The sequence below is a fragment of the Acetobacter sp. A11-2 genome (assembly GCF_040208445.1).
GTDB classification, from domain to species: Bacteria; Pseudomonadota; Alphaproteobacteria; order Acetobacterales; family Acetobacteraceae; genus Acetobacter; species Acetobacter oryzoeni.
The window spans coordinates 1,355,411-1,380,167 of record NZ_CP157843.1 but is presented as its reverse complement, the minus strand read 5'-3'; the positions used below and the strand labels follow the sequence as shown (position 1 = coordinate 1,380,167).

Here is a 24,757-nt window from a genome sequence, read left to right as displayed (position 1 = left end):
TTCACACAGTACGTAGGAACTAAACTATGCGTCACGGGATTGCCGGCAGAAAGCTCGGCGTTACTTCTTCTCACCGCGCAGCCATGTTTCGCAATATGGCTGTTGCACTGATCAAACACGAACAGATCATCACCACGCTGCCTAAAGCAAAGGAACTGCGTCCGGTTGTTGAAAAGCTGATTACGCTGGGCAAGCGGGGCGACCTGCATGCACGTCGTCAGGCTTTTGCCATGCTGCGTGATGATGTGATCGTGAAAAAGCTGTTTGCTGCTATTGCAGAACGCTACAAGGCTCGTAACGGCGGTTATACGCGCGTTCTGCGTGCTGGCGTGCGTTATGGCGATGCAGCACCTATGGCTGTTATCGAACTGGTTGATCGCGATGTTTCTGCCAAAGGGCAGGACAGCGGCCCGCGTCCGGAAGCAGAAGAAAAGCAGGATCTGGCTGCATAAGCCACCTATCCGGTTTTTAGAAAAAAGGCTGGCCCAGAAATGGGCTGGCCTTTTTTTATGCGTTTATGACACCGTTAGTGATGCGATTTTATATCGTGAAATTGGTTGGAAAATTTACACCATTTCTACTTGCTATATTGACAATATAGCCGTGTAGCACGTTAGTAATTGCAAAATGAACGGCGCAAACAAACACGGTGGCATTATGAGGCGAGTTTTTCTGCGGATTATGCTGGTGATCAGCCTGCTTTTTGTAGGGCTGACACAGCAGGCACGGGCCGGAACCCCGGTGCGTATTGGGTATATTCCTGTTCTGGGCTCATCCGCCCTGTTTGTTCTGGATGGTGAAGGTTGGGCCAAGCAGGCCGGGTTGGACTTGCAGCTTGTGCGCTTTGGCTCTGGCCCGCAGGCTATTCAGGCTTTGGTATCCGGGCGGATTGATGCCTACGTGGCGGGTGTGCTGCCGTTGTTGCAGGCACGTGCACATGGCGTGGATGTTAAGGTTGTAGCTTCCGGTTCGGTTGAAGAGTTGGAACTGGTGGCGCGTGGTCCATTGGCGCAAATGGTGCCAGAGGGACAGGAAGGCGGTCTGTCTGCTCAGGTCATTAAGGATGGCTTTGCCAAGTTCAAGCAGGAACAGGGCCATCTACCACGAGTTGCAGCACAGCCAGCTGGTTCTGTGCCGGATATCATGCTGCGTTATTGGCTGCAAAAACGCCTCGATATTGCGCAGCCGGCCTCTGTTATCAACATTGCTGGCGTAGATATTGATGCCGCACAGCAGGCTTTTCTGGCTGGCGCGGTGGATGCCGCTGTATTGCGTGAACCTTCTTTAACCGTTGTTAAAACCCGCATTCCAGATGCACGTATTCTGGCCACAGGGCATGATATGTTGCCAGATCAGCCGGGTTCCGTGCTGGCTATTGTCAAACCAACAGAAGTGCCTTGGGCAAAAACGCTGACAGGCCTGTTTGTTAAAGCCAACACTCTGGTGGCCCAGCACCCGGATGAAGCTGCTCCTTTTGTGCGCACGGCACTGGGTGGCGGTATGCTGAAGGAAGAAGTGTTGCAAAAAGCTCTTGCGCGCTCTGCCCAGCATTTTGTGAGCGATCCTGCGCGTATTGTAGAAGGCGTGCGCCAGTTGCAGGATTTTGAGGTTGAGCAGGGGCTTTTGCGCAAAGCCGAGCCAGTGGATGGCCTGTTTGATCTGGAGATGTGGAAGCAGAGCCAGCAGTGAGGGATAAAGTTTCGTTTTCAACAAAATGGGCGTTAGGTCTTACTGGGCTTATCGTCTTTTTTGGAGGATGGGAGGCAGCAGTCCGCACAGGGTTGCTGCCTTCTGGTATGGTGCCTGCTCCCAGTTCACTTGGGCCAGCCTGGCTGGATGAAGTGCGCGGGGGCTTTTGGCAGCAGGCCATTCTGGATAGTCTGCATCATTATCTGTTGGGCCTGCTTATTGGTTCCGTGCTGGGTGCTGGGTTAGGCATTCTGTGCGGCATGGTGGCCGTTGTAGATGGCTTGCTGGAGGGCATAGTGCGGCTTCTGCGGCCAGTGCCCGGCTTGGCGTGGGTGCCTTTTGCCATTTTGTGGTTTGGTCTGAACACATCTGGCGCCACTTTTGTTATCGCCATTTCAGTTTTCTGGATCAACTTTTACGCAGCGCATAGCGCCGTGCGCGGGGTGGACCCAGAGCTGTATGAACTGGCAGCCGCTTTTGGGCATGGCAGCTTTTTCGGCCGTTTATTCAAAGTGGTGCTGCCTGCGGCTTCACCCGGCTTGATGTCTGGCTTACGCACAGGCTTGGGGCAGGGCTGGATGTCTGTTGTGGCGGCAGAGCTGTTTGGTGTGCCGGGTATTGGCGCGCGGATGATGCAGGCTTCCAGCTTGCTGGCAACCGATGTTGTGGTTGTTTACATGCTCACCATGGCGCTGCTTTATGCGGTAACTGATTTCCTGTTCGGGTTTGTAAGAAAGCGCGTGCTGAGGTGGCAACCATGAGCGAAAAACATAGCGTTGCCAGTTTGGAGAATGTTGGCCTTTCGCATGATGGTGGGGCCAATTTTGTACTGCGCAATGTGAGCCTGACATTGGAGCAGGGGGAGTTTGTTGCGCTTTTAGGCCCATCTGGCGTGGGCAAATCCACACTGTTGCGCGTGTTTATGGGGCTCATGCAGCCTACAGAAGGCACAGTAGGTGGTTCGGCCTGCACAACGGATGCAGAGGAAACAGGCACCAAGCGGCGCAGGCGTGCCTTGGTGTTTCAGGATGCGCGGCTGATGCCGTGGCGCTCTGTGCTGAAAAATGTAGAGTTCGGGCTGGAAGGCTTGGGCCTAACGCGTGAAGAAAAGCGCACACGCGCTATGGATGCTCTCAAGCTGGTGGGGCTGGAAGATGCAGCAGACCGGTGGCCCCGCCGTATGTCTGGCGGCCAGCGCCAGCGTGTGGGGGTTGCACGTGCGTTTACGGTCAACCCTGATCTGCTGTTGATGGATGAGCCCTTTGGCGCGCTGGACCCTATTACACGCAGCAGCTTGCAAGAAGAACTCCAGCGTATCTGGCAGCAAACACATAAAACCGTGCTGTTTGTTACGCATGATATTGAGGAAGCTTTGCGCCTTGCCACACGTGTGGTGGTGCTGGCAGGTGGCCCACCAGCGGGCATTACGGGTGAAATTGCCATTACGATGGATGAACGAAACCCCGAAAGCACGGTTTTTAGAACCTATGCCGCCCGTTTGCGGGCCATGATTGCAGGGGAAAAAGACCCCGGTGGCGCTCCGTACTGGCGTTCTGCTGAAATTTAGTTGAAAAGCATATAAATAAACACAACACGGCATCCTTTACGGGGTGTCGTGCGTTCACATGCAACAAAACGGGGAGACATCGCATGAGCGATGACAACACAAAGGATTACGCGCTGGAAGAAGGTATTGGCCGTGTTCAGGATGGTGCGGAAGGCTTGTTCAGCCAGCTCCCCAGTTATGATGAAATGAACCCGGGCAAGCGTTGCGCTGCAACAGAAGCAGTGAAAGATGTGGTGATTGACCGGCCATTCCTGGTCCTGCCGGTTGTGGGGATTTTCAGCTTTATTGTTGGTGGCCTGCTGCGTCGGCGACGTTGAGGTTTTTTAATAGATGTCTTTCAGTCAGAACAATTCTGCCTGAGAGTATGAAGGAGATGATTACATGCTGAAGCTGGCACTGTTTTTTCTGGTTATTTCCCTTATTGCAGGGCTGTTCGGTTTTGGCGGCATTTCCACTGCAGCTGCGGGAATGGCAAAAATCCTGTTCTTTATTGCAATTATTCTTTTTGTTGTTTTCCTGGTGGTGGCCTTGCTGGCTGGGCGCGCCATTACAAAATAACCGCTCCTGAATAATCAGAGCATGAAAAAACCCCCGGTCTGGAAAGGCCGGGGGTTTTTGTTTGTGCTGCAGAATTATGCAGACCCTAGTTTTTGTCCTTCTGAATAAACGAAGGCAGAAGCGGATTATCTGTTTGCATGGAATCTTTGCTGGGCAGGGAGGATGCATCCCACCCACCGCCAAGAGCCTCAATCAGCGTTACGGAATCCAGAATACGGCTTTGCTGGATTTGCAGCGCAGTTTCCGCGTTGGAAAGGGCCGTTACTTCCGCCGTAATCACCGTGGTGTAAATCTGGGTGCCAGCCATGTACTGGTTGAAGGAAATCTGCACAGCCTTGTTGGCAGCTTCTACCGCAACAGCCTGCTGGTCGGCCTGGTCTGCCAGCACGCGCAGGTTGGCAAGCTGGTCTTCCACCTGTTGCAGGGCAGTTAGCACTGTCTGGCGGTAGGCAGCTACGTAGTAATTATAATTGGTTTCGGCTTCACGCACGGCGGCGGTGCGTGCACCGCCTTCAAACAGGGTTTCCGTGGCGGAAGCACCAAGCGCCCAAATACGGTTGGCCACCTGCACCAGTGCCCCCACTGGGTCACCACTGTAGGAGTAACTGGCTGTCAGTTTTACGTCCGGGTAAAAGGCGGCAAGGGCTGCGCCAATCTGGGCGTTATATTCTTCCATCCTGCGTTCTGCGGCAGAAACATCAGGTCGGCGTTGCAAAAGTTCGGAGGGCACAGCAACGGGAATGGCCGGAATATCCCGCGTAAGCGCACCATGTGGGATGGAGAGATCTGCCGGGGCCTTACCCATTAAAATGGCAATAGCGTGCTCATACCCAGCACGCGCGGCATCTGTTGCTGTGGCTTGGGCGCGGGTTTGTTCAAGCTGCGTTTTGGCCTGCATCAGGGTGGTGGGGTCGGCCGTGCCAGCGTCGTACTGGTTTTTGGTAATCTGGTAGGAGCGTTCGTAAAAATCTACGTTCTTTTGCAGCAAGTCGTGCAGGCTGTCCTGATACCGCAGGTTGAAATAGGCGGTGGCCAACTGTGCCTGATAGGAGAGCTTGGCATTGGCCAGATCCGCCGCAGAGGCCTGAGCCTCGGTTACCTGAGCTTGAATCTGGCGGCGGATAGCGCCCCACAAATCCAGATCCCACGATGCTGAAGCACCCATGGCATAGGTGTTTTCTGTGGTGTTGGAGGCAACGGAGGAGGTTGTATCTCCGTAATTGATAATCGTGCCCGATGAGCGTGACCCACGGCCAGAGCTCTGCCGGTTGAAGGAGAGGGCACCACTTAAGGTCGGATACAGTTGTGCCCGGATGGCGTTAATGGCGGCGCGGGCATTGCGGTATCTGGCCTCATACTGCGCCACGTTCTGGTTGTTGATTTCAACCTGAGATTCAAGCTGGTTCAACAACGGATCATTATACAGCGTCCACCACGCACCTTTGGGAATGGCGGCCAAGCTGGGCTGCGCGTAGTTCCAGCCGGCAGCAGGCCGCAACTCCTTGAACTTGGGAGAGATAATGGCTGTGGGCCGCTTGTAATTGGGGCCAACCATGCAGCCCATCAGCACCAGTGGCGCCATAAGGCTGGCAGCACGGCGGGACAGTTTTTTGTGTTTGAGCATCATGCTGGAAAAAGAAGGCGAAACCATCAGCTATCCTGCCGGGAGGTGCGAGAAAAGAAAGAGCGCAGGCGTATTTTCTGAACACGCAGCCGCCACGTATCAAGCGTAAGATAAATAACAGGGGTAGTGTAAAGCGTAAGGGCCTGACTGACGAGCAACCCACCCACAATGGCAATGCCCAACGGGTGGCGCAGTTCTGCCCCATAGCCATTGGTGATCATAAGCGGGGCCGCCCCCAGTGCTGCGGCAGCGGATGTCATGATAATGGGGCGGAAGCGCAGCAGGCAGGCTGTACGAATGGCCTCAAGTGAAGACATGCCATGTTCGCGTTCTGCCACAAGGGCAAAATCCACCAGCATGATGGCGTTTTTCTTCACAATGCCAATCAGCAGGATCACCCCGATCATGGCGATGAGCGAGAACTCTTCACCAGCTAGTTGCAGCGCCAGCAGCGCGCCCACACCTGCAGAAGGCAGGGTGGAAAGAATGGTGAGCGGGTGCAGGTAGCTTTCGTACAGAATGCCCAGCACAATATACACGGCGCATAGGGCAGCCAGTATCAGCAGGGGCTCATCATTCACGGCTTTCTGGAACTGTGCGGCATTCCCCGCAAAGCTGCCGTGGATGGTGGAAGGCATGTGCAGCGTAACCTGAGCCGCATTGATAATCTGTGTTGCCGTGCTGAGTGAAACCCCTTTGGCCAGATTGAAGGAAATGGTGGAAGCCACCGCCATACCCTGATGGTTGACCGAAAGAGGCGTGCGTGTCTGCACAATCTGCGAAACCAGGGTAAGCGGCACCATGCTTTCTGAGGATGTGCTGACGGCAGACCCGTTAGAAGCCCCGGCACCCCCAGCCAGTGCATTGGCAATCTGGTTTTTGAAGGATTCCGAACTCAGCGAGGATGCTGAACTGTTGCCAGCTGCATCCAGCCCGGTCGTGTTGCGCACACGTATGGTGTTGGATTGTGTGCCACCGCCTGCCGTGCCGCCGGCCACACTCACCCATACCTGCATCAGGCTATGGGGGTTGGACCACAGCACCGGATCGGCTTCCATAACCACACGATACTGATTGAGCCTGTTGTAGATGACAGACGCCGCACGCTGGCCGAAGGCATCATACAGCGTGTTGGAAAGCAGCTGCGGCGTGATGCTGACACGTGCGGAGGTATCGCGGTCTATATCCACGCTCATGGCGGAACCGCCTTGCTGCACGTCGGATGAAAGATCTGTCAGTTCCGTATGATGGCGGAGCTCGCTTAGCAGTTTTTCAGTCCACGTATAAAGCTCGGAGGCGTTTTCACCTTCCAATGTATATTGGTAGGAGGCATTGCTCTGCCGGGCACCTGCACGTACGGCGCCCGGTTCCATCAGGAAGAAATCAGCCCCCACCAGCTTGCTCAGCCGCTTGCTGATACGGTTGATCAGGTCTGTTGGTGTATCGGAACGCTTACTTTTGTCCTGCAACTGCAGGAACAGATTGGCTTGGTTGGATGAACCACGCCCGCCGATAAAGGAGGAAACACTCTGCACCTCCGGCTCTGCCAGAATAGCCTTTTGCACGTCAGCCAGCTTTTTGCTGAGTGCGCCAAAAGAGATGGACTGATCGCCCTGTAAATGCCCCATGAGCAGGCCCGTATCTTCCACCGGGAAGAAGCCTTTGGGCATAAGGATAAACAGCGCCACAATGAGCACCAGCGTAAAAGGCAGGCTCAGCAGCACCAGCTTGTTATGCCGCAGCGCCACATCCAGTGAATGCGCATATCCTGCCTGAAGTTTATCCAGCGCATGCGTAATGCGTGCCGCCACGCGGGCAGAAAGCGGAGGGTGTTCCTGTGTTTCAACTGCGGGAGCACGTGGGGCCAGCAGGTAAGCGGCCATCATGGGCGTAAGGGTGAGAGACAGCACCATGGAAATAATGATGGTGATGCTGACCGTCATGGCGAATTCGTGGAACAACCTTCCCGCAAGGCCACCCATCAGCAGAATGGGCAGAAAAACCGCAATCAGCGAAATGGAAATGGAGAAAACGGTAAACGCCACTTCGCCACTGCCTTTTATGGCAGCCTCACGCGGGGGAAGGCCTTGTTCTATGTAGCGGGCAATGTTTTCCACTACCACAATGGCATCATCCACCACAAAGCCGGTGGAAACCGTAAGCGCCATAAGGGACATGTTGTCCAGCGAATAGCCAAACAGCGCCATCACCCCAAACGTGGCCACAATGGAGGCTGGCACCACAATGGCGGGAATAAGCGTCATTCTGACAGAGTGCAGAAACAGCAGCACCATCAGCACAACCAGTACCACGGAAATAACCAGCGTAAGCTGTGTATCCGCCAAAGAGGCACGGATGGTAAGGGAACGATCAAGCCCCACATGCAAATCCACCCCACCGGGCAGGGCGGCCTTGAGCATGGGCAGTTTGGCGTTGATCTGATCCACCGTATGGATCACGTTGGCCCCAGCTTGTGGGAACACAACGGCAATAACGGAGTCCTGCCCGTTGTAATAGCCAGCGTTGCGTAGGTCTTCCACGCTGTCACGCACTTGGGCAATATCCGCCAACCGCACGGGCCGGTTATTGCGCCATGCAATAATCAGATCCCGATAATCCTGCGCCTTGCTGACCTGATCATTCGTATCCAGCGTAAAGCGCATGCCGCCTTGGTCAATAATACCTTTGGGGGTATGGGCATTGGCTGAGGCCAAGGCTGCGCGTACGTCTTCAAAGCTGATGCCGTAACGGTAAAGCGGCAGGGGGTTTATTTCTGCACGGATAGCCGGCAGTGCACTCCCGCTGATTTCTACCTGCCCAACGCCCGCCACGGAGGAAAGATGCTGCACCAGCACGTTGGTGGCGTAATCATAAAGCTGCGGGCGCGTATGTGTATCTGATGTCAGGGTTAAAATCAGAATAGGCGCGCCGTTGGGGTTGGCTTTACGGTACGTTGGGTTTTGCCGCAGGGAGGAAGGCATATCTGCATGGGCGGCCTGAAGGGCGGCCTCCACATCTCGCGCAGCGCCATTGATATCGCGCGAGAGGGAAAATTGCAGCATGATGCGCGTGGTGTTTTGTGAGGACTGTGACGTCATTTCCGTCACATCCGCAATCTGGCCCAGATGCCGTTCCAGCGGGGCCGCTACGGAGCTGGCAATTTCTTCGGGGCTGCCACCGGCCTGCGTGGCCTGCACCATAATAACCGGAAAATCCACATTCGGCAGGTCAGATACCGGCAATGTGCGGTAGCCCAGAATGCCCCCCAGCAACATGGCCACCGTAAGCAGAATGGTGGCCACGGGCCGGTCAATAAACAGCCGGCTTATGCTCATGGCGCGGAATGTCCATCAGCCGGAGGTGGGGCAGAAGGCTGGTTGTGCCGATGCCGCATGGCATTGAACTTATGGGCCAGCGTATCCAGCGCCAGATAGATAACCGGCGTGGTGAACAGCGTCAGCAATTGGGAGAGTGCCAACCCGCCAATAATGCTCAGCCCCAGAGGGTAACGCAGTTCCGAACCCGTGCCGTGTGAGATTACCATAGGTACGGCGCCCAGCATGGCGGCAAGGGTTGTCATCAAAATAGGGCGAAAACGCAGTGTGGCGGCGGTGCGGATGGATTGCAGGGAGTCCATGCCATGCTCGCGCTCGGCTTCCAGCGCGAAGTCGATCATCATGATGGCGTTTTTCTTTACAATGCCAATCAGCAGCACAATGCCGATAATGCCCATAATATCCAGATCCACCCCCGCAATCATCAGCGTCAACAGCGCACCAATGGCGGCGGAGGGCAGGGTGGACAGAATGGTAACCGGGTGCACAAAGCTTTCGTAAAGAATACCCAGCACGATGTACACGGCTATCAGCGCCGCAGCCACAAGGAACAGCTCGTTGCTGAGCGAGCCTTCAAACGCTGCCGCCGTGCCTTGGAATGATGTCTGGAAAGCAGAGGGCAGCCCTATTTCCTTTTCCACCTTGCGGATGGCGGCCGTGGCATCCCCCAACGCGTAACCATCGCTCAGATTGAAGGAAATGGTGGTGGCGGGGAACTGCCCAAAATGCGTAAGCAGCAGGGGCGCTGTTTCCTGCGTAATGGTGGTAACGGCAGCCAGCGGCACCAACCCGGAGGTGGGCGAACGTGTGGGGCCAGAAACACTTTCCCCCGAATTGCCGCTAATACCCGGCAGGTAAAGCTGGGAGAGTGAGGTAAGGTTGGTCTGGAGCCGAGGATCCGCTTCCAGAATAACGCGATACTGGTTGGACTGCGTATAGATGGTGGAAATCTGCCGCTGGCCAAAGCTGTCATACAGCACGTTATCAACGGTTTGCGGCGTGATGGAATAGCGCGCCCCGGTGGCTCTATCCAGCGTTACCTTTGCCACCAGGCCAGATGCCTGCAAATCCGATGTTACATCAGAAAGCGCAGGTTCCTGCTTCAGGCGATCCAGCAGCTTTGGCACCCATATTTTAAAGGCGCTGTATTCCGGGTTTTCCAGCAAAAACTGGTATTGCGTGGCCGTAACCGTTGTATCCAGAGAAAGGTCCTGAATAGGCTGCATATACAGTTTGATACCCGCCACCTGTGCGGTTTCATCTGCCAGCCGGCGGGCAATCTGTGCCGCAGTGCTTGTGCGATCATCATGCGGTTTGAGGTTGATGAGGAACCGGCCCTGATTGAGTGTTGCGTTCTGCCCATCCACCCCGACAAAGGAGGAGAGCGAGACCACATCCGGGTCCTTCAGCAGCACTTTGGCTAGTTCCTGCTGATGCTGCTTCATGCTCTCGAAAGAGATGGTTTGTGAGGCAACGGAGATGCCTTGAATAACCCCCGTATCCTGCGCGGGAAAAAACCCTTTGGGGATAACCCATGCCAGCACGCCCGTAAGCACCAGCGTACCTACAGCCACGCACAGGGTGAGCACGCGATGGGCCAGCACCACATCCAGCATGCGGTCATACCCGGCAATCAGCTTTTCCGTATAGTCTTCCATTCGGGCAGACCAGCGCTGGAATGCCGTAGTGGCAGACCCGGCATCATGCACACGTTCGGAAAGAATGCGCGCGCACATCATCGGCACCAGCGTAAGTGAGACCACGGCTGACAGAATGATGGTAACAGCCAGCGTAAGCGCAAATTCATGGAACAGGCGGCCCACCACATCGCCCATGAACAGCAGCGGAATCAGCACCGCAATGAGCGAGATTGTAAGCGAGATAATGGTAAAGCCAATTTCCCCGGCCCCTTTCAGGGCGGCTGTCATCCGGTCTTCTCCTGCTTCCACGTAGCGGGAGATGTTCTCAATCATGACAATGGCATCATCCACCACAAAGCCGGTGGCAATGGTCAGCGCCATGAGGGACAGATTATCCAGCGAGAAATCCAGCAGATACATCACCGCCAGCGTGCCGATAATGGAAAGCGGCACAGACAGGCTGGGAATAATGGTGGCTGGGATATTACGCAGGAATACAAAAATAACCGCCACAACCAGCGCGAGGGATAAAAACAGTTCACCCTGCACATCGGAAACAGAGGCGCGGATGGTGGTTGTGCGGTCTGTTAACGGGGTAATATCAATGCCCGGAGGCAGCGTTTCCCGCAGGGCAGGCAGGGTCGCCTTTACGTTGTCCACCACAGAAATCACGTTGGCGCCGGGCTGGCGCTGCACGTTCATGATGAGCGCAGGTGTCAGGTTGGACCACGCCGCAAGCTGCGTGTTTTCTGCGCCCACAACCACTGTTGCCACATCACGCAGGCGAATGGGGCCGTTGTTCTGATAGGCGATAACCTGATTAAGCAGCACATCTGCGCTGGTAATCTGCCCATCCACCTGCAACGTGGCGGCCTTTTGCGGGCCATCAAACGTACCGGTGGGAGAGTTTACGTTCACGTTGCCAATGGTGGTGCGCAACGTGTCCAGATCCATGCCGTAGGAGGTCAGCTTGGGAATGTTCACGCGCACCCGAATGGCCTTGCGGTTACCACCAGAAAGCGTAACAAGCCCCACGCCGGAAATCTGGCTGATCTTTTGTGCCAGACGGGTATCCACGTAATCTTCCACTTCGGGAAGCGGAATGGTGGAGGATGTAATGCCCAGCGTAAGCACAGGTGTATCTGCCGGGTTTACCTTGGCGTAAACCGGAGGGGCTGGCAGATCTGTTGGCAGCAGAGAGTTGGCCTGGTTGATGGCGGCCTGAACTTCCTGCTCCGCCACATCCATAGAGGTATCCAGCGCAAAGCGCAGGGTAATAACCGATGCCCCACCAGATGAGCGTGATGTCATCTGGTCCAGCCCCGGCATCTGGCCGAACTGGGTTTCTAGCGGTGCGGTAACGGAGGTGGACATCACATCCGGCCCGGCGCCGGGGTAGAATGTTTCAACCGTAATGGTTGGGTAATCTACCTGAGGCAGGGCGGAAACGGGCAGAAAATGGTAGCCCAGCAGGCCAGCCATAAAAATGGCCAGCATAAGCAGAGTAGTGGCAACCGGCCTGCGAATAAAAAGGGCTGATGGGTTCACTTTGCCGCGTGATCCGATGCTGGAGTGGTTTGTGCAGGAATGGTGACTTTAATGCCGGCGCGCAGATGGTCTGTGCCATCTGTTACCACTCTGTCACCATCCTTTAGGCCGGTAGGCACAACAATGTTGTTGCCATCCGATGTGCCGGTGGTAACGGGCCGTACCTCAACAGTGTTATCGGCCTTTACAACGTAAACAAACTGGCCGGTGGGGCCGGTTTGCACTGCTGTGGTGGGCAGCAGCAGCACGTTATTAAGTGTTTTGACCAACAGGCGCGCATTTACAAACTGGTTGGGGAACAGATGCTCATCCGTATTGGGGAAGATGGCACGCAGGCGCACGGTGCCGGTGGAGGTATCTATCTCACTATCCAACGTGCTGACGGTGCCATCAGCAATTTTTTGCGTGTTGGAACTGTTCCATGCCTCTACAGGGAGAGACTTCTGGGTGCGTAGCTCTTCCGCCACTTCCGGCAGTTGGTCCTGCGGCAGTGTGAAGATGACGGAAATAGGCTGCATCTGCGTGAGAATGGCTAAGCCGCCAGATTGGCCCGCTGTAACGTAGTTGCCCTTATCCACGGCGCGGATGCCAATCCGGCCATCTACAGGCGCAATAATATGGCAGTAGGTGATCTGGAGCTTCTGGTTATCCACCAGTGCCTGATCGGATTTTACAGTGCCTTCCAGCTGCTGCACAACAAACTGCTGATCCTTGGCCGTTTTGGCATCAATACTGTCTTGCCGGATCAGGCGCTGGTAACGCGCGCTATCTACACGGGCCTGTGCAAGCTGGGCCTTATCTGCGGCAAGCTGGCCTTCATATTGGGCCAACAGCACCTCATAGGGGCGGGTGTCTATCAGTGCCAGCAGATCGCCTTTGTGTACGTGCTGCCCTTCCGTAAACAGCACGTTCATCAGGTAGCCTTCCACGCGGGTCTGCACCGTTACGTTGGTAATGGGGACCACCGTGCCTAGCTCTGTAAACACCACGGGCATGGAACCACTATGCACCGTTTGCACGGCCACGGGCTGCGCTTGCGATGCATCCGCAGTGTGGTGTTTGCCTTTTTTATGCGTTCCGCTGCTGGTATCTCCGTGCGGGCGCAGGAACGCAAAGGCCAGTACGCACGCACCTGCCAGAGCTATGCCTGCAAGTAACATCCGTTTTTTACGGGGAGGGCGCGGAGATGGTGAAGACGGAGAAGCGGGAGAGGCTGGCTGATGTTCATCCATGTGGCGCGCTGCGTATTACCTGAAAATAAGGAGTGTTGGTTCAGACAGGAAAATAAAGGCCAGAATAAGGTTTTATAATCCATCTGAAGGAATTGATATGTGCCGGAAAGCAGAAAATCCTGCTTTCACCGTAAAACGTACCACATGGATATGGGAAGGGCTTGTTACGTTTTTTTAGTGCTTGTTGCCGCTCATGGAGGCCCCGGCAGAAGGCGCAAGGCGTGCAGCAAAAGGCACCGCCAGCAGAGATACAGCCCCAGTTACCAGAAAACCGGCGGAAAAATCACCCAAAGTGGGTGTGGTGTGGCCATATATTTGCCCCAGCACCGTAAGCGTGCCCGCAGCAATACATATGCCAGCAGAAAGCATGATCTGCTGCATGGTGGAATACAGGCTGGTTGCTGCACTCATGCTGCTTGCAGGCACATCCGCGTAGGCAATGGTGTTGTAGGCGGAAAACTGGATAGCTTGCGCAGCGCCCGCACATGCTAAGATAAGTGAGAAAAGCCACAACGCATGCGGCAGCCGAAAGCTGGCCACCAATGTAAAAACAACAGCCGCAGAAACACCATTAAACATAAGCACTCTGCGGAAGCCCCAGCGTTTGAGAATGGCTGGCACAAAGGGGCGCGTTAGTAACGCCCCAATAGGCGCTGTAAATGTGACCAACCCGCTTTGTGCGGCATTCAGCCCCATACCGATTTGCAGGAAAGACGGCATAAGAAAAGGCAGAGACCCAACAGCCACGCGTGAGGCTGCGCCCGCAAAAACCGAAATCCGAAACGTGGGAATACGCATCAGCCGGAAGTCCAGCAATGGCGCGGGAATGCGAAAGGCGTGGATGCAGTAAATGGCCATCAAAAGGCAACCAGCCCCCAGCATGGCCAAGCGCAAAGAGATAGAGCCTTCAGCGTGGCTGAACAGTTCTGCAAAAACAGAAAGCAGAGCCAACCCGCCACCGGCTAACACCATACCTTTCAAATCAAATGGCGGGGGTGAGGGTTCATAAATTTGTGGAATGAAGCGCCACGTCAGCCCCAGCCCAACCAACCCGATGGGAATGTTGAGGTAAAAGTTCCACCGCCATGAAAACCACGTGGTGATAAATCCACCTACCGCCGGGCCTAGCAAAGGGCCAAGCGTGGCGGGCAGCATCATCCACGTCATGGTGCGTACAAGCTGATCACGCGGTGTGCTGCGGATAATCACCAGCCGCCCTATGGGCACCATAAGGGCACCGCCAATACCTTGCAGCGTGCGCATGCAGGCCAGAAAGGGCAGGGAGTTTGCCTGCGCACAAAGCAGAGAGCTGGTTACAAAAATGCAGATGGCCACCATTAGCACGGAGCGGCTGCCCAGCCTGTCTGCCAACGCGCCAGAAGCCGGTATGAAAATGGCCAGACCAATAATATACGATGTAAGTGCAACAGAGGTTGCAACTGTATCAACGTGTAAACTGTTAGCGATAGAAGGCAGAGCTGTTGCCAGAATGGTGCCATCAAGCTGTTCCATAAACATCATGGAGGCAACGATCAGGGCGGTGAACTGCGCTTTGGTCGGGCGTGGCATGCCTAGTCAGAAACGTGTTTTTGCGGTCTGATGCAACCTATGATCCTGCAAGCACTGTTTTGTTACGGCAAGCAGGCGGGCAGGATTGCACTCAAAGTTTAAGGAAAAAGTCATGGCTGAAGATAAAATCAAAAATGTTGAAAGCAAGGTTGAAGGCGCAGCAACAGATGCCAAAGGCCATGTGAAGGATGCCGTGGGCGGTCTGACAGGTAACATTGGCATGCAGGCTGAAGGCAAGTTCGATCAGTTTGCTGGCCACATGCAGCAGGATTTTGCAGACCTGTACGAAGAAGGTGAAGGCGTGCTGGAAAAGGCAGCCACCTTTGTGCGTGATAAACCCCTGCTTTCATTGGGTATTGTGTCTGCCATTGGCCTTGTTCTGGGCTGGCTGATCTTCCCCCGTCGCAAGCGTTCTTGAAAAATTAGTTTACCGGGACTCTTGCGCTCCTAGGTAAAAAAATGCTTCTCCTTCTCTGCGGAGTCGCAGTTGATGCGACTCGGTTAATTTAGCCGAGTCGCATCAAATGGATGGAAAGAGGGGCAATGCCGGACTTTACGCGGGAACAGCAACTGGGCGGCCGAGTGGCCGGGGTGGATGAAGTGGGCCGTGGCCCGCTGGCAGGCCCCGTGGTTGCTGCCGCAGTGGTGTTTGGCGCTGGTGTACCTGCTGATCTTGCCGCCGTTATTGATGATTCCAAAAAATTAAAACCAGCTGTGCGCGAAGCCATAGCGGAACGCCTGCCACAGGTGCCGGGTATTGAAATCGGCATTGGGGCGGCCTCCACTGCGGAAATCGATAAGCTGAACATCCACCATGCAGCCCATCTGGCCATGCAAAGGGCGGTAGGCCGCCTGCCGCGCCTGCCAGACCATGTGCTGGTGGATGGCAACAAGCTGCCGGATTTTGGCTGCGCTGCACAGGCCATTGTGGGCGGAGACAGGGTGAGCCTGTCTATTGCTGCGGCATCTATTGTGGCCAAGGTGGTGCGTGATCGCGCCATGGCCCGGCTGGATGCACGCTGGCCTGATTACGGCTGGGAGAAAAACGCGGGCTACGGCACGGCTGTTCATCGCAAGGCGCTGATCAGCGTGGGTATTACACCGCACCACAGAAAGACGTTCGGCACAGTGCGCCGGCAGCTAGAAGAACATTATTCGGCGGAGAAGCAGGTATGAGCGGCGCAAAATCAGCATCCATGGAACTCCCTCTTGATCAGATCCTCCGTGGTGAATGTGTGGAGACCATGCGCTCCCTGCCTTCTGGCTCTGTAGATTGCGTGTTTGCAGATCCGCCGTACAACCTTCAGCTGCGTGGGGAACTGCGCCGCCCAGATGATACGCTGGTGGACGGCGTGGATGATGATTGGGACAAATTTTCCGATCTGGAAGAATATGACCGCTTCACCCGTGCATGGTTGGCAGAAGCCCGCCGCGTGCTGCACAAGGATGGCACAATCTGGGTGATTGGCTCCTACCACAACATCTACCGCATTGGCGCCATTTTGCAGGATCTGGGCTTCTGGATTCTGAATGACATTGTGTGGCGTAAATCCAACCCCATGCCCAATTTTCGTGGTCGGCGCTTTACCAACGCGCATGAAACCCTCATCTGGGCCGCGCGTGGGCAGGATAGCCGCTACCGCTTTAACTATCAGGCGATGAAGGCCCTGAATGATGATGTGCAGATGCGCTCAGATTGGTATCTGCCCCTGTGCACAGGCAATGAACGCCTGCGGAATGAACACGGCCTGAAGCTACATCCCACCCAAAAGCCGGAAAGCCTGCTGCACCGCGTGTTGCTGGCCTCCACCACAGTAAACGATGTTATTCTGGACCCATTCTCCGGCACGGGCACCACGGCTGCCATGGCGCGCCGTTTGCGGCGGCACTTTATTGGTATTGAACGCCACCCGGATTACGTAGAAGCTGCCATGGCGCGTGTGGCTGCTGAAACACCGCTGGAAGCCGATGCCGTGCAGACCACACAGGACAAGCGCGAAGCCCCGCGTATTCCTTTTGGCTCATTGGTGGAGCAGGGAGTGATTGCCGCTGGCACAGTGGTGTGTGACAAAAAACGCCGTGTGCATGCCACAGTTTCACCCGATGGCACGCTGGTAAATGGCACCAAGCGCGGCTCTATTCACAAGCTGGGTGCGCAGCTTACAAACGCCCCATCCTGCAATGGCTGGACATTCTGGCATTTTGAACGGGCAGGGGAACTGTTGCAGCTTGATGTGCTGCGGCAGGAAACACTCCAGAAAACAGCGCAGGCCTAACTGCGCTTCTTTCTAACAATCAAGAAAATACTTTAAAAACAGATATAAAAAGGCAGCGTTTTAGCTGCCACCAAAGCCCAAAAAGCCAACAGAAGGCTGCGCGGTGCCGCCGGTGCTATCGTAACGCCGTTCTTGAATGCGCTTCTGTTCTTCCTGTTCATAACGGGCATTGTTGATGCCGCCAGAAACAACAGGTTCCGCGCCCCCATCATCCATGCCGCCACCGTAAGAACGCGGATTATCAGCCGGTGTGCGGAGGGAGAGCAGCAGGAAGGTAATGGGGTTCCGGTTGAGGTCGATAGACATATCCAGCGGTGTCTGGCCCAGAATATTATGTCCGTTCAGATCTGCCCCACGGTTAATGGCATCTTTTGCAGCAGAAATGCTGCCACGGTTGATGGCATCAAACAGAGCGGCTGTGGGTTCCACATCCTTGTTGGATTTATCCCCGTCATCTTCATCCAAACCGGATGCACCGGGAATATTGGTGGGTGGGGCGGCCCGTTTGGCAGCCTGTGCATCTTCCGCCTTTTTGGCGTCTTCAGCTGCGGCTGCTTCATCGCCCCCTTGTGCCTGTGCCCAGACAGGAGAGGTGGCAAAGCAGGCAAAACTGCCCATAAGCATGGCAGAAGAAGCAAGGCGGCAGAAACGGGTCATTGTCTGTCCATCATTACACGTATGCGTCATGCTATCACACCGTATAATGGTGCGAAAGTGGAGAGACCGCACACCTCGCTCTTTCCCTGCTGGTATCAATTCCGGCCTTCACGCCACCATCCAGCAAAAAGGAAGGTGAGGGATAGCAGCAGCATGCTCCATGTTGGCAATAACGGCTCTGCACTTTTACCCGTAACAATATGGGCGCCACGCTGCGGAAAGGCCAGCCAATCTGCGGCGTGCAGAGTGGTAGATTCTGCCATCCGAATGGTTGGTATGGCCAGATGCCCCGGCGCACCCAGCCAGAACACCCCTCCGCCCGATTGTTGCGCCATAGGTGCCAGCTTGGTGGCCGTGGCCCGTAAATCCGTCATTTCACGGATATCGCTTTGCACAGGGGCTGCGTAGGCGGTGTGCGCACCATCCGTTATCTGCCAGATGCCTGTTTCGTTTGCAGGCAAGGTTGCCGTTTGGCTGCCATCCTGCGGGGCGGCATGCAGGTGTAGCGTTGTATGTGTGCCCGAAGGTGCCGTAACGGTTACATCAGGTGGTGTGGCTTCGGTGCTGATGCTGTGGCGTGTTACGGTTAACACGTTGTCGGTAATGCTGGCGGCCAGTTGTTCTTCTTCCAGCTCTGGCTCTTTCATGAGCCAATGGGAAATCCGGCGCAGCAATTCCGCCTGCGGTCCGCCACCACCTTCCCCGCGAGACCAAAGCCAGATCTGGTCAGAAAGCAGGAGGGCCACACGGCCCTGATCCACCCGGTCCAACACCAGCAGGGGGGCAGCATCTGGCCCGCTCATCAGCACTTCACCATGTGTGCTATCTGGCTTGAGGGCGCGGTACCATGGGCCCCATGCACCGGCAACGGTTGTTGTGCTATCCGGCACATTTGCATCTGGCGCGCCAGAGAGAGCTGCCGTTACAGGGTGTTGGCGGCCCTGAGCCGTTAACCGGGGGCGGAACTGGTGTTCCACCATACCAGTTTCCAGTGGTACATGTGCGGGCAGCACATCGCCCACAGGGGTTTCCTGAAGTGATCCGGGGCCTACAAACTCCGGCCCGGCTGTTAGCAACAGCCCACCACCACGGCGTACAAAATTGGCGATGTTTTCCAAATAGCTGTGGGGCAGAATGCTACGGTTTTCAAAACCATCCAGAATAATCAGGTCAAACTGGTTGATCTTGTCCTGAAACAGTTCCTTTACGGGAAAAGCAATCAGAGCCAGATCAGATAGCGGCGTGCCATCATCTTTTTCTGGTGGGCGCAAAATGGTGAAGTGAATGAGATCCACCGCAGGGTCGGCTTTCAGCAACCTACGCCAGACACGTTCCCCTTGGTTGGGGGTGCCGGAAATCAGCAAAACCCGCAGCCTATCCCGAATGCCCATAATATGGGTGATGCTCTGATTATTCAGTTGTGAGACTTCCCCCTCTAAAGGAGAAACCGAAAGACTTATGAGCATCTGCCCCGGTCGGGCAACGGGAATACTGATATCCTGCGGCGTGCCTGTGACAACAGGAATAACCACAGGTTCTTCCCCATTTACACGCAGGGTCAGTTCTGCTGGCGTGCCGGCGTGCGTGTTGGGGCCGGAATCTTCTGCCAATACGCGCAAATGTGCAGGTTGCCCGGCAATAGCGTAGGGCGGTGCTTCCAGTATCTGGAGCTTGCGGTCTGTTTCCTCACCTTTGGCAGTTAGCACCACATGCAGGGGCAGGGTGGTTTGTTCCCCCGTAGCGGTGCGCGGGCGCAGGCGATCAGGCAGGTTGGCCGGAACATCAGCTACCTGACCGTCTGTAACCATCATGGCACCAGCAAGCTGATCGGGCGGGATATCTGCTGCGGCCTGATCTAATGCTTCAAACAGGCGTGTGCCATCGTGCCCGTTCTGGCGCACTGTAATGGTGCGAATATTCAGCCCATCCACCTGCATATGCGCCAATGCATCCGCAGCCTGCCGGGCAATAGCCGCCCGCTGCCCGATAGACATGGAGGGAGATTGATCTACCAGCATCAGGGCGGTTTGGGGCAGGCTATGCCAGCTTTCGCGCAGGTGCTGCGGGCCCGCCAGCCAGAACAGAAGTGAGGCAAGAGCGGCCAGGCGTAATAAGGCCCCGCGCGCGCCGTTATACAGGCTCCACGCACAAAGAAGCACGCCCGCAACGCCAAGCACAGCCAGTAGCCATAAAGGCAGCAATGGCGCAAAACCGATAGATTGCATCAAACTGTTCATCATGGCCGGTCTTCCAGCCGTTTCAGAAGCATGGGCACGTGTACCTGGTCCGCCTTGTAGCTGCCGGTAAGCGCGTAAATGACAATATTCAGCCCAAAGCGATAGGCCTGCAAACGCTGCTCCGCCCCACCGGGAATAACCGCAAAGGGCGTGTTGCCAGATGGATCAACCGCCCACGCATGTGCCCAATCTGCCGAGCCGATAATGATGGGGCTGACTTCATCATTCCCCGCATCACCTTCACGCGCCACCCATATGGGCTGGCCAGCATAGCGGCCCGGAAAATCATGCAGCAGGTAAAAGGTATGTGCCAGCAGGTGATGGTCATTCATGGTCACAAGTGGTGGCACTGTCAGCCCTGTTGTGGCACGGCGCAGGGCGGCGCGTGTGCCCGGGGCATCGCCGGCAAAGCTGGCATCATCTGAGGTGCTGTCTGGTGTGTCCTGCCCTTGGGTATCAATCAGCAAAATACCACCATGCGCCATAAAGCGGTTGAGTGCGGCTATCATGGCGGGGGAGGCATGGGCATCTGGCGTAATGGGCCAGTATAGCAATGGGTAATACGCCAGATCATCCGTTTCGGGGTGCACGCCATCAGGGTGGCCCAGCACGGCAGATGTGCGGGCATTGGTGAAATCTGCCAGCCCCTGAAGCCCTTGGCGGGAGGCTTCATCTACATCTGCGTGCCCCGTTAAAACGTAGGCCAGACGTGTTTCAAGTGCTGCTCCGGGCACGGAGGGCGTAGCTTGCGGCGCAGGGGCAGGTGACTGTGTATCTGCTGCATGGGCAGGAACAGCCATACCAAGCAGCATGCCCCCCATAACCATGGCGGCCACGTTGGTGCGTTTAGGCGCCAAAAATCCCTTACGCATCAGTAGCGCCAAAGCACCATCAAGCAACAACAGAACAAGAGCAGCCAGAAGGCAGAAGCGCCCAAGCGGCACATCCGGCTGTTGGCCTGCGGGGTCTGTAATAACCCCCACAGCACTTTCAGAATGCAGCGCGGCAATATGATCTGCTGCATTCAAGGCGCGGCGGCCGGAACCGGGGCCATACAGGCCGGGTGGGTGCGCGGGGGATACATCCGTGGTGGCAAAGGCAGAGGCTTTCAGGCCCCGAGCATATGGTGGCGGAGGGCCAGCAACGCCTGCGCCATCAAGCGTAAGGGCAGGCTGCAATATGGCATCATCCGCAGGTACGCTCACGCCGTTTGCGTGGTCTGTCAGCCGTTGCAGCATGGAGACAAACAACCCGGAAAGCGGCAGGTTAGACCAATCCGTGGTGCTGCTGACATGGAACAGTACAATCTCTCCCTTGCCCAACGTTGCGTGTGTTACCAGTGGCGTGCCATCTGCCAGCCGGGCCCATGTATGTTCGGTCAGTGTAGCGGAGGGACGGGCCAGAACCTGCCGTGAGACCGTAACATCATTGGGGGGCACCAACCCGGCAAAGGGAGAGGTTGCATCAAACTGGGCAAGTTTTTGTGGTGTGCCCCATGTCATGGAACCGCCAAGTTGGCGTGCGCCATCCAGCAAGGCAACGGGCAGCAGGTCTTGCGTAGGTGGCTGGGTGTTTTCGCTTTCTGCGCTTTCGGCAGCCTCATCATGCTGGGCGCCGGCAAGGGCTGGGCCAGCAAAGCGGATAAGCGTGCCGCCATTTTTCACCCATTCGCGCACTTTTTCCCGTGTTTCCGGGTCTGCCAACGTGCCATCTGGCGCGATTAAAACAGAAAGTGGGCGGCTTAAAAGAGCCGTTGGCGTGCCTTCATGCAATTCGGCAGAAGGTGCAAGGGCGCGACGCAGATAGAACAAAGACCCCACCAAAGGTGTATCTGCGCCACCAGAAGCCAGAAGGCCGACCGGATGCAGGCGGCTGCTTTCATCCATCAGCACCGTGGTGGCCGCGCTGGCCGTGCCTGCAAGTGTAAGTGTGTCTATACGGTTACGCACAGCGGCTGGCAGGTTTACCGAAATATCGGCATAGGCGGATTGTGCGGGCAGGGTTACGGGCACAACAGCCAGCGTGCCACCATCTTGCGTGTGTGCAACAACGTTAAAGGCGCGTGGAGCCGCCGTTGGCATTGCCACCAAGCGGGCCATGACGTTACTGCCTTTATCGGCCATTGGCACCAAAGCCACAGCATTTTGGTGTGGAAAGCGCACTTCGCGCACATGGCCTAAACTTTGCAGGGTGTGCGTAAAGGCATTATCGCCGGAGGTGGCTATGCCATCCGCCAGATACAGAACGCTGCCAAATGTCTGTGCTGTCAGATGTTCCAGTGTATGAGCGGAAGCTGAGCGATCCACTTGCCAAGGTTCGGGTCGCAGCGCGTTCAAGTGCTGCCGCACCTGTGCAACTGGCAGAGGGGCGAGGTTTTCTGCAGCGGATGTTTCTGCTTCTGGTGCGGTTGTCAGCAACAGCACAGGGCGTTTGGCGCGTTCGGCATCATCCAGAAGGTTTTGTGCAGCAGCTAGCCGTTCGTTCCAGTCTGCGGCGCTGAACATACCGTTATCTATAACAAGCAGCACCGGGCCAAAGCCTTGCTGGGCGGCATTATGCCCCGGCAGCACAGGCCGGGCGAGGCCAAGCACCAACAAGGTAACGGCCAAAAGGCGCAACAGCAGCAACCAGAGCGGAGAGCGTGCGGCTTCGGTCTGGCGTGGTTTCAGGCTGGCCAGCAGTTTTACGGGCGGAAATGCCTGTTGGCGTGGGCGCGGCGGTGTTGCACGCACAAGCCACCACACCAGTGGCAGCGTAAGAAGCCCCAGCAGGGCAAGGGGAGCCAGAAATATCATACCCGGCGGCCCATCAGATTATGCAGGGCCAACAGTGTGGGTGTGGCTGGGGTATCTGTTACATGGCAAAGATAATCATGCCCAAGGCTTACGGCCATTTGTTCAATCTGGCCGCTGCGTGCTGATGCCAGATGGGTGTAATCTGCACGCAATGTTTGCACATGCGGCAGCTCTATGGGCGGTTCGCCTTCCAACCCCGTAAATTCAACACGCCCTTCATAGGGGAGTGAAAGTTCGGCCGGGTCTGCAATATGCAGCACATGCGTACGCACACCACGGGCCGCGCATTGATGGAGCAGCCCACGCAGGGCGTCTGTTTCGCACAGCAGATCACTGGCCAGCAGCAAATGCGCGTGGCGCGGTAATGCGGCTGCGGCGGGTAGGGCATTTTTTTGCGGTGTGGATGCCTGAAACACCAAAGCTAATGCCAGACGTTCCAGCAGGCTGCCACCAGAAGGCAAATGCACCATGCCGGAGGAGGAAAGCAGGCGAATGCGCTCTCCTCCACGGGCAAGAGCGGCGGCCATTGCCAGCGTAAGCAGAATGGCGCTTTCCAATTTGGTGGGAATGTTGGTGCGGGATTGCCAGTTCATGGAACCTGAAAGATCACACCATAACAGAATGGTTTGTGCGCTTTCGGCTTCTGTTTCGCGCACATAGGCGTGGGTGCTGCGGGCAGATTGTCGCCAGTCTATGTGCGCGGCAGGTTCCCCCGGTTGGGCCGGGCGATATTGCCAGAAGGTATCGCCCCATCCCGCACGCTGTTGCGGGTGCTGCCCGGCTGCTAGCGTGGCGGCTGTGCGGTTGGCCTGCACAATCAGATCGGGCATGCGTGCTGCCAAAGCCTGCGCCTGTTGGGTAAGGGCGGCAGGTTGCCCGATGGCAACAGACGCATCTGCCTGCGTGGCAAAATGCGGTGCCTGTGTGGTGCCAGCCTTATTGCGGCGGAATGCGGCGGTAAGAAAAGATGGGCCGCGCAATGGCTTTAACCCAGCTGTTGCAGAAGGCGGGAGATTACATCCTGAATCTGCACACCTTCAGCACGGGCAGCAAAAGTCAGCGCCATACGGTGGGCCAGAACAGGCTGTGCCAGTGCCGCAACATCATCCAGACTGGGGGAAAGCCTGCCATCCAGCAAAGCACGCGCACGCGTGGCCAGCATAAGCGTTTGGGCAGCACGTGGGCCGGGGCCCCATGCAATCTGTTCACGCAAGGTGGCATCCTGCGTGGTTTCTGGCCGGGCGTTGCGTACCAGATTGAGAATGGCATCCAGCACTTTTTCACCTACCGGAATGCGGCGCACCAGTGCCTGTGCTTCCAGCAGGCTTGCAGCGTCCATCAGGGTTTGAGGCTGTTCTGTTTGTGCACCAGTGGTGGCCAGCAGCATCTGCCGTTCCGCTGCTTCATCAGAGAAGGAGAGCGGGATTTGCAGCATAAAGCGGTCAAGCTGCGCTTCTGGCAGCGGGTAGGTGCCTTCCTGCTCCATAGGGTTCTGGGTGGCCAGAACATGGAAGGGGCGCGGCAAGGGGTATTCCGTTCCGGCCACGCTTACGCGGTGTTCCTGCATGGCCTGCAACAGGGCAGACTGCGTGCGCGGGCTGGCGCGGTTAATTTCATCCGCCATCAGCAGTTGGCAAAACACGGGGCCGGGCACAAAACGGAAACTGCGATGGCCTGATGCATCTTCATCCAGAATTTCACTGCCCGTAATGTCGGAGGGCATAAGATCTGGCGTAAACTGCACGCGGCGCGAATCAAGCCCCAGCACTGTTCCCAAAGTTGTGACCAGCAATGTCTTGCCCAAACCGGGAGCGCCCACCAAAAGCGCATGCCCACCAGCCAGAATGGTGGCAAGTGTTTGGCGAATAACCTGTTTTTGGCCAAAAACAATGCGAGAGGTTTCCTGCTGCACGGCTTGCAGCCGTTCGCAGATACGGTCTGCCTCCCGCACTTCGGGAGGAGAGGAGGGCTGTTGCGCGGGCTGCGATGCGTCTGATGCGGTCATGGTTCCAGTGTGAAGCACATACGGG

Annotated in this window: 19 protein-coding genes; 9 read left to right on the top strand and 10 right to left on the bottom strand. The window is 56.3% G+C overall.

Features of this window, described 5'->3' with window-relative positions:
• The first annotated feature begins 26 nt into the window (after positions 1 to 26).
• The 6 genes from rplQ (at position 27) to ABNV41_RS06555 (ending at position 3,814) form a co-directional block, all read left to right on the top strand.
• Complete coding sequence (gene rplQ / locus ABNV41_RS06580; protein WP_050819565.1) at positions 27 to 452, top strand: 50S ribosomal protein L17; 426 nt, start codon at positions 27 to 29, stop codon at positions 450 to 452.
• A 175-nt stretch (positions 453 to 627) separates the two neighbouring features.
• Positions 628 to 1,689, top strand: a complete 1,062-nt coding sequence (locus tag ABNV41_RS06575) for an ABC transporter substrate-binding protein (RefSeq protein WP_050819566.1) — start codon at positions 628 to 630, stop codon at positions 1,687 to 1,689.
• A complete protein-coding gene (locus tag ABNV41_RS06570) occupies positions 1,686 to 2,450 on the top strand; it encodes an ABC transporter permease (RefSeq protein WP_050819567.1) in 765 nt (254 codons plus the stop codon). The genes ABNV41_RS06575 and ABNV41_RS06570 overlap by 4 nt, the downstream gene beginning before the upstream one ends.
• Positions 2,438 to 3,256, top strand: a complete 819-nt coding sequence (locus ABNV41_RS06565; protein WP_080986774.1) for an ABC transporter ATP-binding protein — start codon at positions 2,438 to 2,440, stop codon at positions 3,254 to 3,256. The genes ABNV41_RS06570 and ABNV41_RS06565 overlap by 13 nt, the downstream gene beginning before the upstream one ends.
• 83 nt (positions 3,257 to 3,339) lie before the next feature.
• Positions 3,340 to 3,573, top strand: coding sequence for a hypothetical protein (locus ABNV41_RS06560; RefSeq protein ID WP_050819569.1), 234 nt, complete (start codon positions 3,340 to 3,342; stop codon positions 3,571 to 3,573).
• Between the two features lie 64 nt (positions 3,574 to 3,637).
• A complete protein-coding gene (locus ABNV41_RS06555; RefSeq protein WP_003622765.1) occupies positions 3,638 to 3,814 on the top strand; it encodes a DUF1328 domain-containing protein in 177 nt (58 codons plus the stop codon).
• A gap of 85 nt (positions 3,815 to 3,899) precedes the next feature.
• Here ABNV41_RS06555 and ABNV41_RS06550 read toward each other — a convergent pair whose 3' ends face one another.
• From ABNV41_RS06550 to ABNV41_RS06530, 5 genes are all read right to left on the bottom strand, one after another.
• Positions 3,900 to 5,465 (bottom strand): efflux transporter outer membrane subunit, encoded by a 1,566-nt coding sequence (locus tag ABNV41_RS06550; protein ID WP_050819570.1) that lies wholly within the window; start codon positions 5,463 to 5,465, stop codon positions 3,900 to 3,902.
• Positions 5,465 to 8,773 (bottom strand): efflux RND transporter permease subunit, encoded by a 3,309-nt coding sequence (locus tag ABNV41_RS06545; RefSeq protein ID WP_050819571.1) that lies wholly within the window; start codon positions 8,771 to 8,773, stop codon positions 5,465 to 5,467. Before ABNV41_RS06545 ends, ABNV41_RS06550 begins: the two co-directional genes overlap by 1 nt.
• Positions 8,770 to 11,961 (bottom strand): efflux RND transporter permease subunit, encoded by a 3,192-nt coding sequence (locus ABNV41_RS06540; protein WP_087651396.1) that lies wholly within the window; start codon positions 11,959 to 11,961, stop codon positions 8,770 to 8,772. Before ABNV41_RS06540 ends, ABNV41_RS06545 begins: the two co-directional genes overlap by 4 nt.
• A complete protein-coding gene (locus tag ABNV41_RS06535) occupies positions 11,958 to 13,193 on the bottom strand; it encodes an efflux RND transporter periplasmic adaptor subunit (protein WP_050819573.1) in 1,236 nt (411 codons plus the stop codon). The genes ABNV41_RS06540 and ABNV41_RS06535 overlap by 4 nt, the downstream gene beginning before the upstream one ends.
• Before the next feature lie 174 nt (positions 13,194 to 13,367).
• Complete coding sequence (locus ABNV41_RS06530; protein ID WP_050819574.1) at positions 13,368 to 14,762, bottom strand: MFS transporter; 1,395 nt, start codon at positions 14,760 to 14,762, stop codon at positions 13,368 to 13,370.
• Between the two features lie 112 nt (positions 14,763 to 14,874).
• Between ABNV41_RS06530 and ABNV41_RS06525 the strand changes: the two genes are divergently transcribed.
• The 3 genes from ABNV41_RS06525 (at position 14,875) to ABNV41_RS06515 (ending at position 17,038) form a co-directional block, all read left to right on the top strand.
• Positions 14,875 to 15,180 (top strand): CsbD family protein, encoded by a 306-nt coding sequence (locus ABNV41_RS06525; RefSeq protein WP_003628207.1) that lies wholly within the window; start codon positions 14,875 to 14,877, stop codon positions 15,178 to 15,180.
• 110 nt (positions 15,181 to 15,290) lie between these two features.
• On the top strand, positions 15,291 to 15,938 hold the full coding sequence (locus ABNV41_RS06520; protein ID WP_080986775.1) for a ribonuclease HII: 648 nt from the start codon (positions 15,291 to 15,293) through the stop codon (positions 15,936 to 15,938).
• On the top strand, positions 15,935 to 17,038 hold the full coding sequence (locus ABNV41_RS06515) for a site-specific DNA-methyltransferase (RefSeq protein WP_003622780.1): 1,104 nt from the start codon (positions 15,935 to 15,937) through the stop codon (positions 17,036 to 17,038). Before ABNV41_RS06520 ends, ABNV41_RS06515 begins: the two co-directional genes overlap by 4 nt.
• 60 nt (positions 17,039 to 17,098) lie before the next feature.
• Here ABNV41_RS06515 and ABNV41_RS06510 read toward each other — a convergent pair whose 3' ends face one another.
• Genes ABNV41_RS06510 through ABNV41_RS06490 form a run of 5 tightly spaced genes read right to left on the bottom strand, consistent with a single transcriptional unit; the run spans position 17,099 to position 24,750 of the window.
• Positions 17,099 to 17,767: an ankyrin repeat domain-containing protein gene (locus ABNV41_RS06510; protein WP_087651394.1), complete on the bottom strand. Its 669-nt coding sequence runs from the start codon at positions 17,765 to 17,767 to the stop codon at positions 17,099 to 17,101.
• 23 nt (positions 17,768 to 17,790) lie between these two features.
• Positions 17,791 to 19,935, bottom strand: a complete 2,145-nt coding sequence (locus ABNV41_RS06505; protein WP_050819576.1) for a hypothetical protein — start codon at positions 19,933 to 19,935, stop codon at positions 17,791 to 17,793.
• Entirely contained in the window at positions 19,932 to 22,727 is a 2,796-nt protein-coding gene (locus ABNV41_RS06500) for a DUF4159 domain-containing protein (protein WP_050819577.1), read from the bottom strand. The genes ABNV41_RS06505 and ABNV41_RS06500 overlap by 4 nt, the downstream gene beginning before the upstream one ends.
• Positions 22,724 to 23,707, bottom strand: a complete 984-nt coding sequence (locus ABNV41_RS06495) for a DUF58 domain-containing protein (RefSeq protein ID WP_050819578.1) — start codon at positions 23,705 to 23,707, stop codon at positions 22,724 to 22,726. Before ABNV41_RS06495 ends, ABNV41_RS06500 begins: the two co-directional genes overlap by 4 nt.
• A 5-nt stretch (positions 23,708 to 23,712) precedes the next feature.
• Positions 23,713 to 24,750, bottom strand: a complete 1,038-nt coding sequence (locus ABNV41_RS06490; protein WP_155467988.1) for a MoxR family ATPase — start codon at positions 24,748 to 24,750, stop codon at positions 23,713 to 23,715.
• Positions 24,751 to 24,757: the final 7 nt, after the last annotated feature.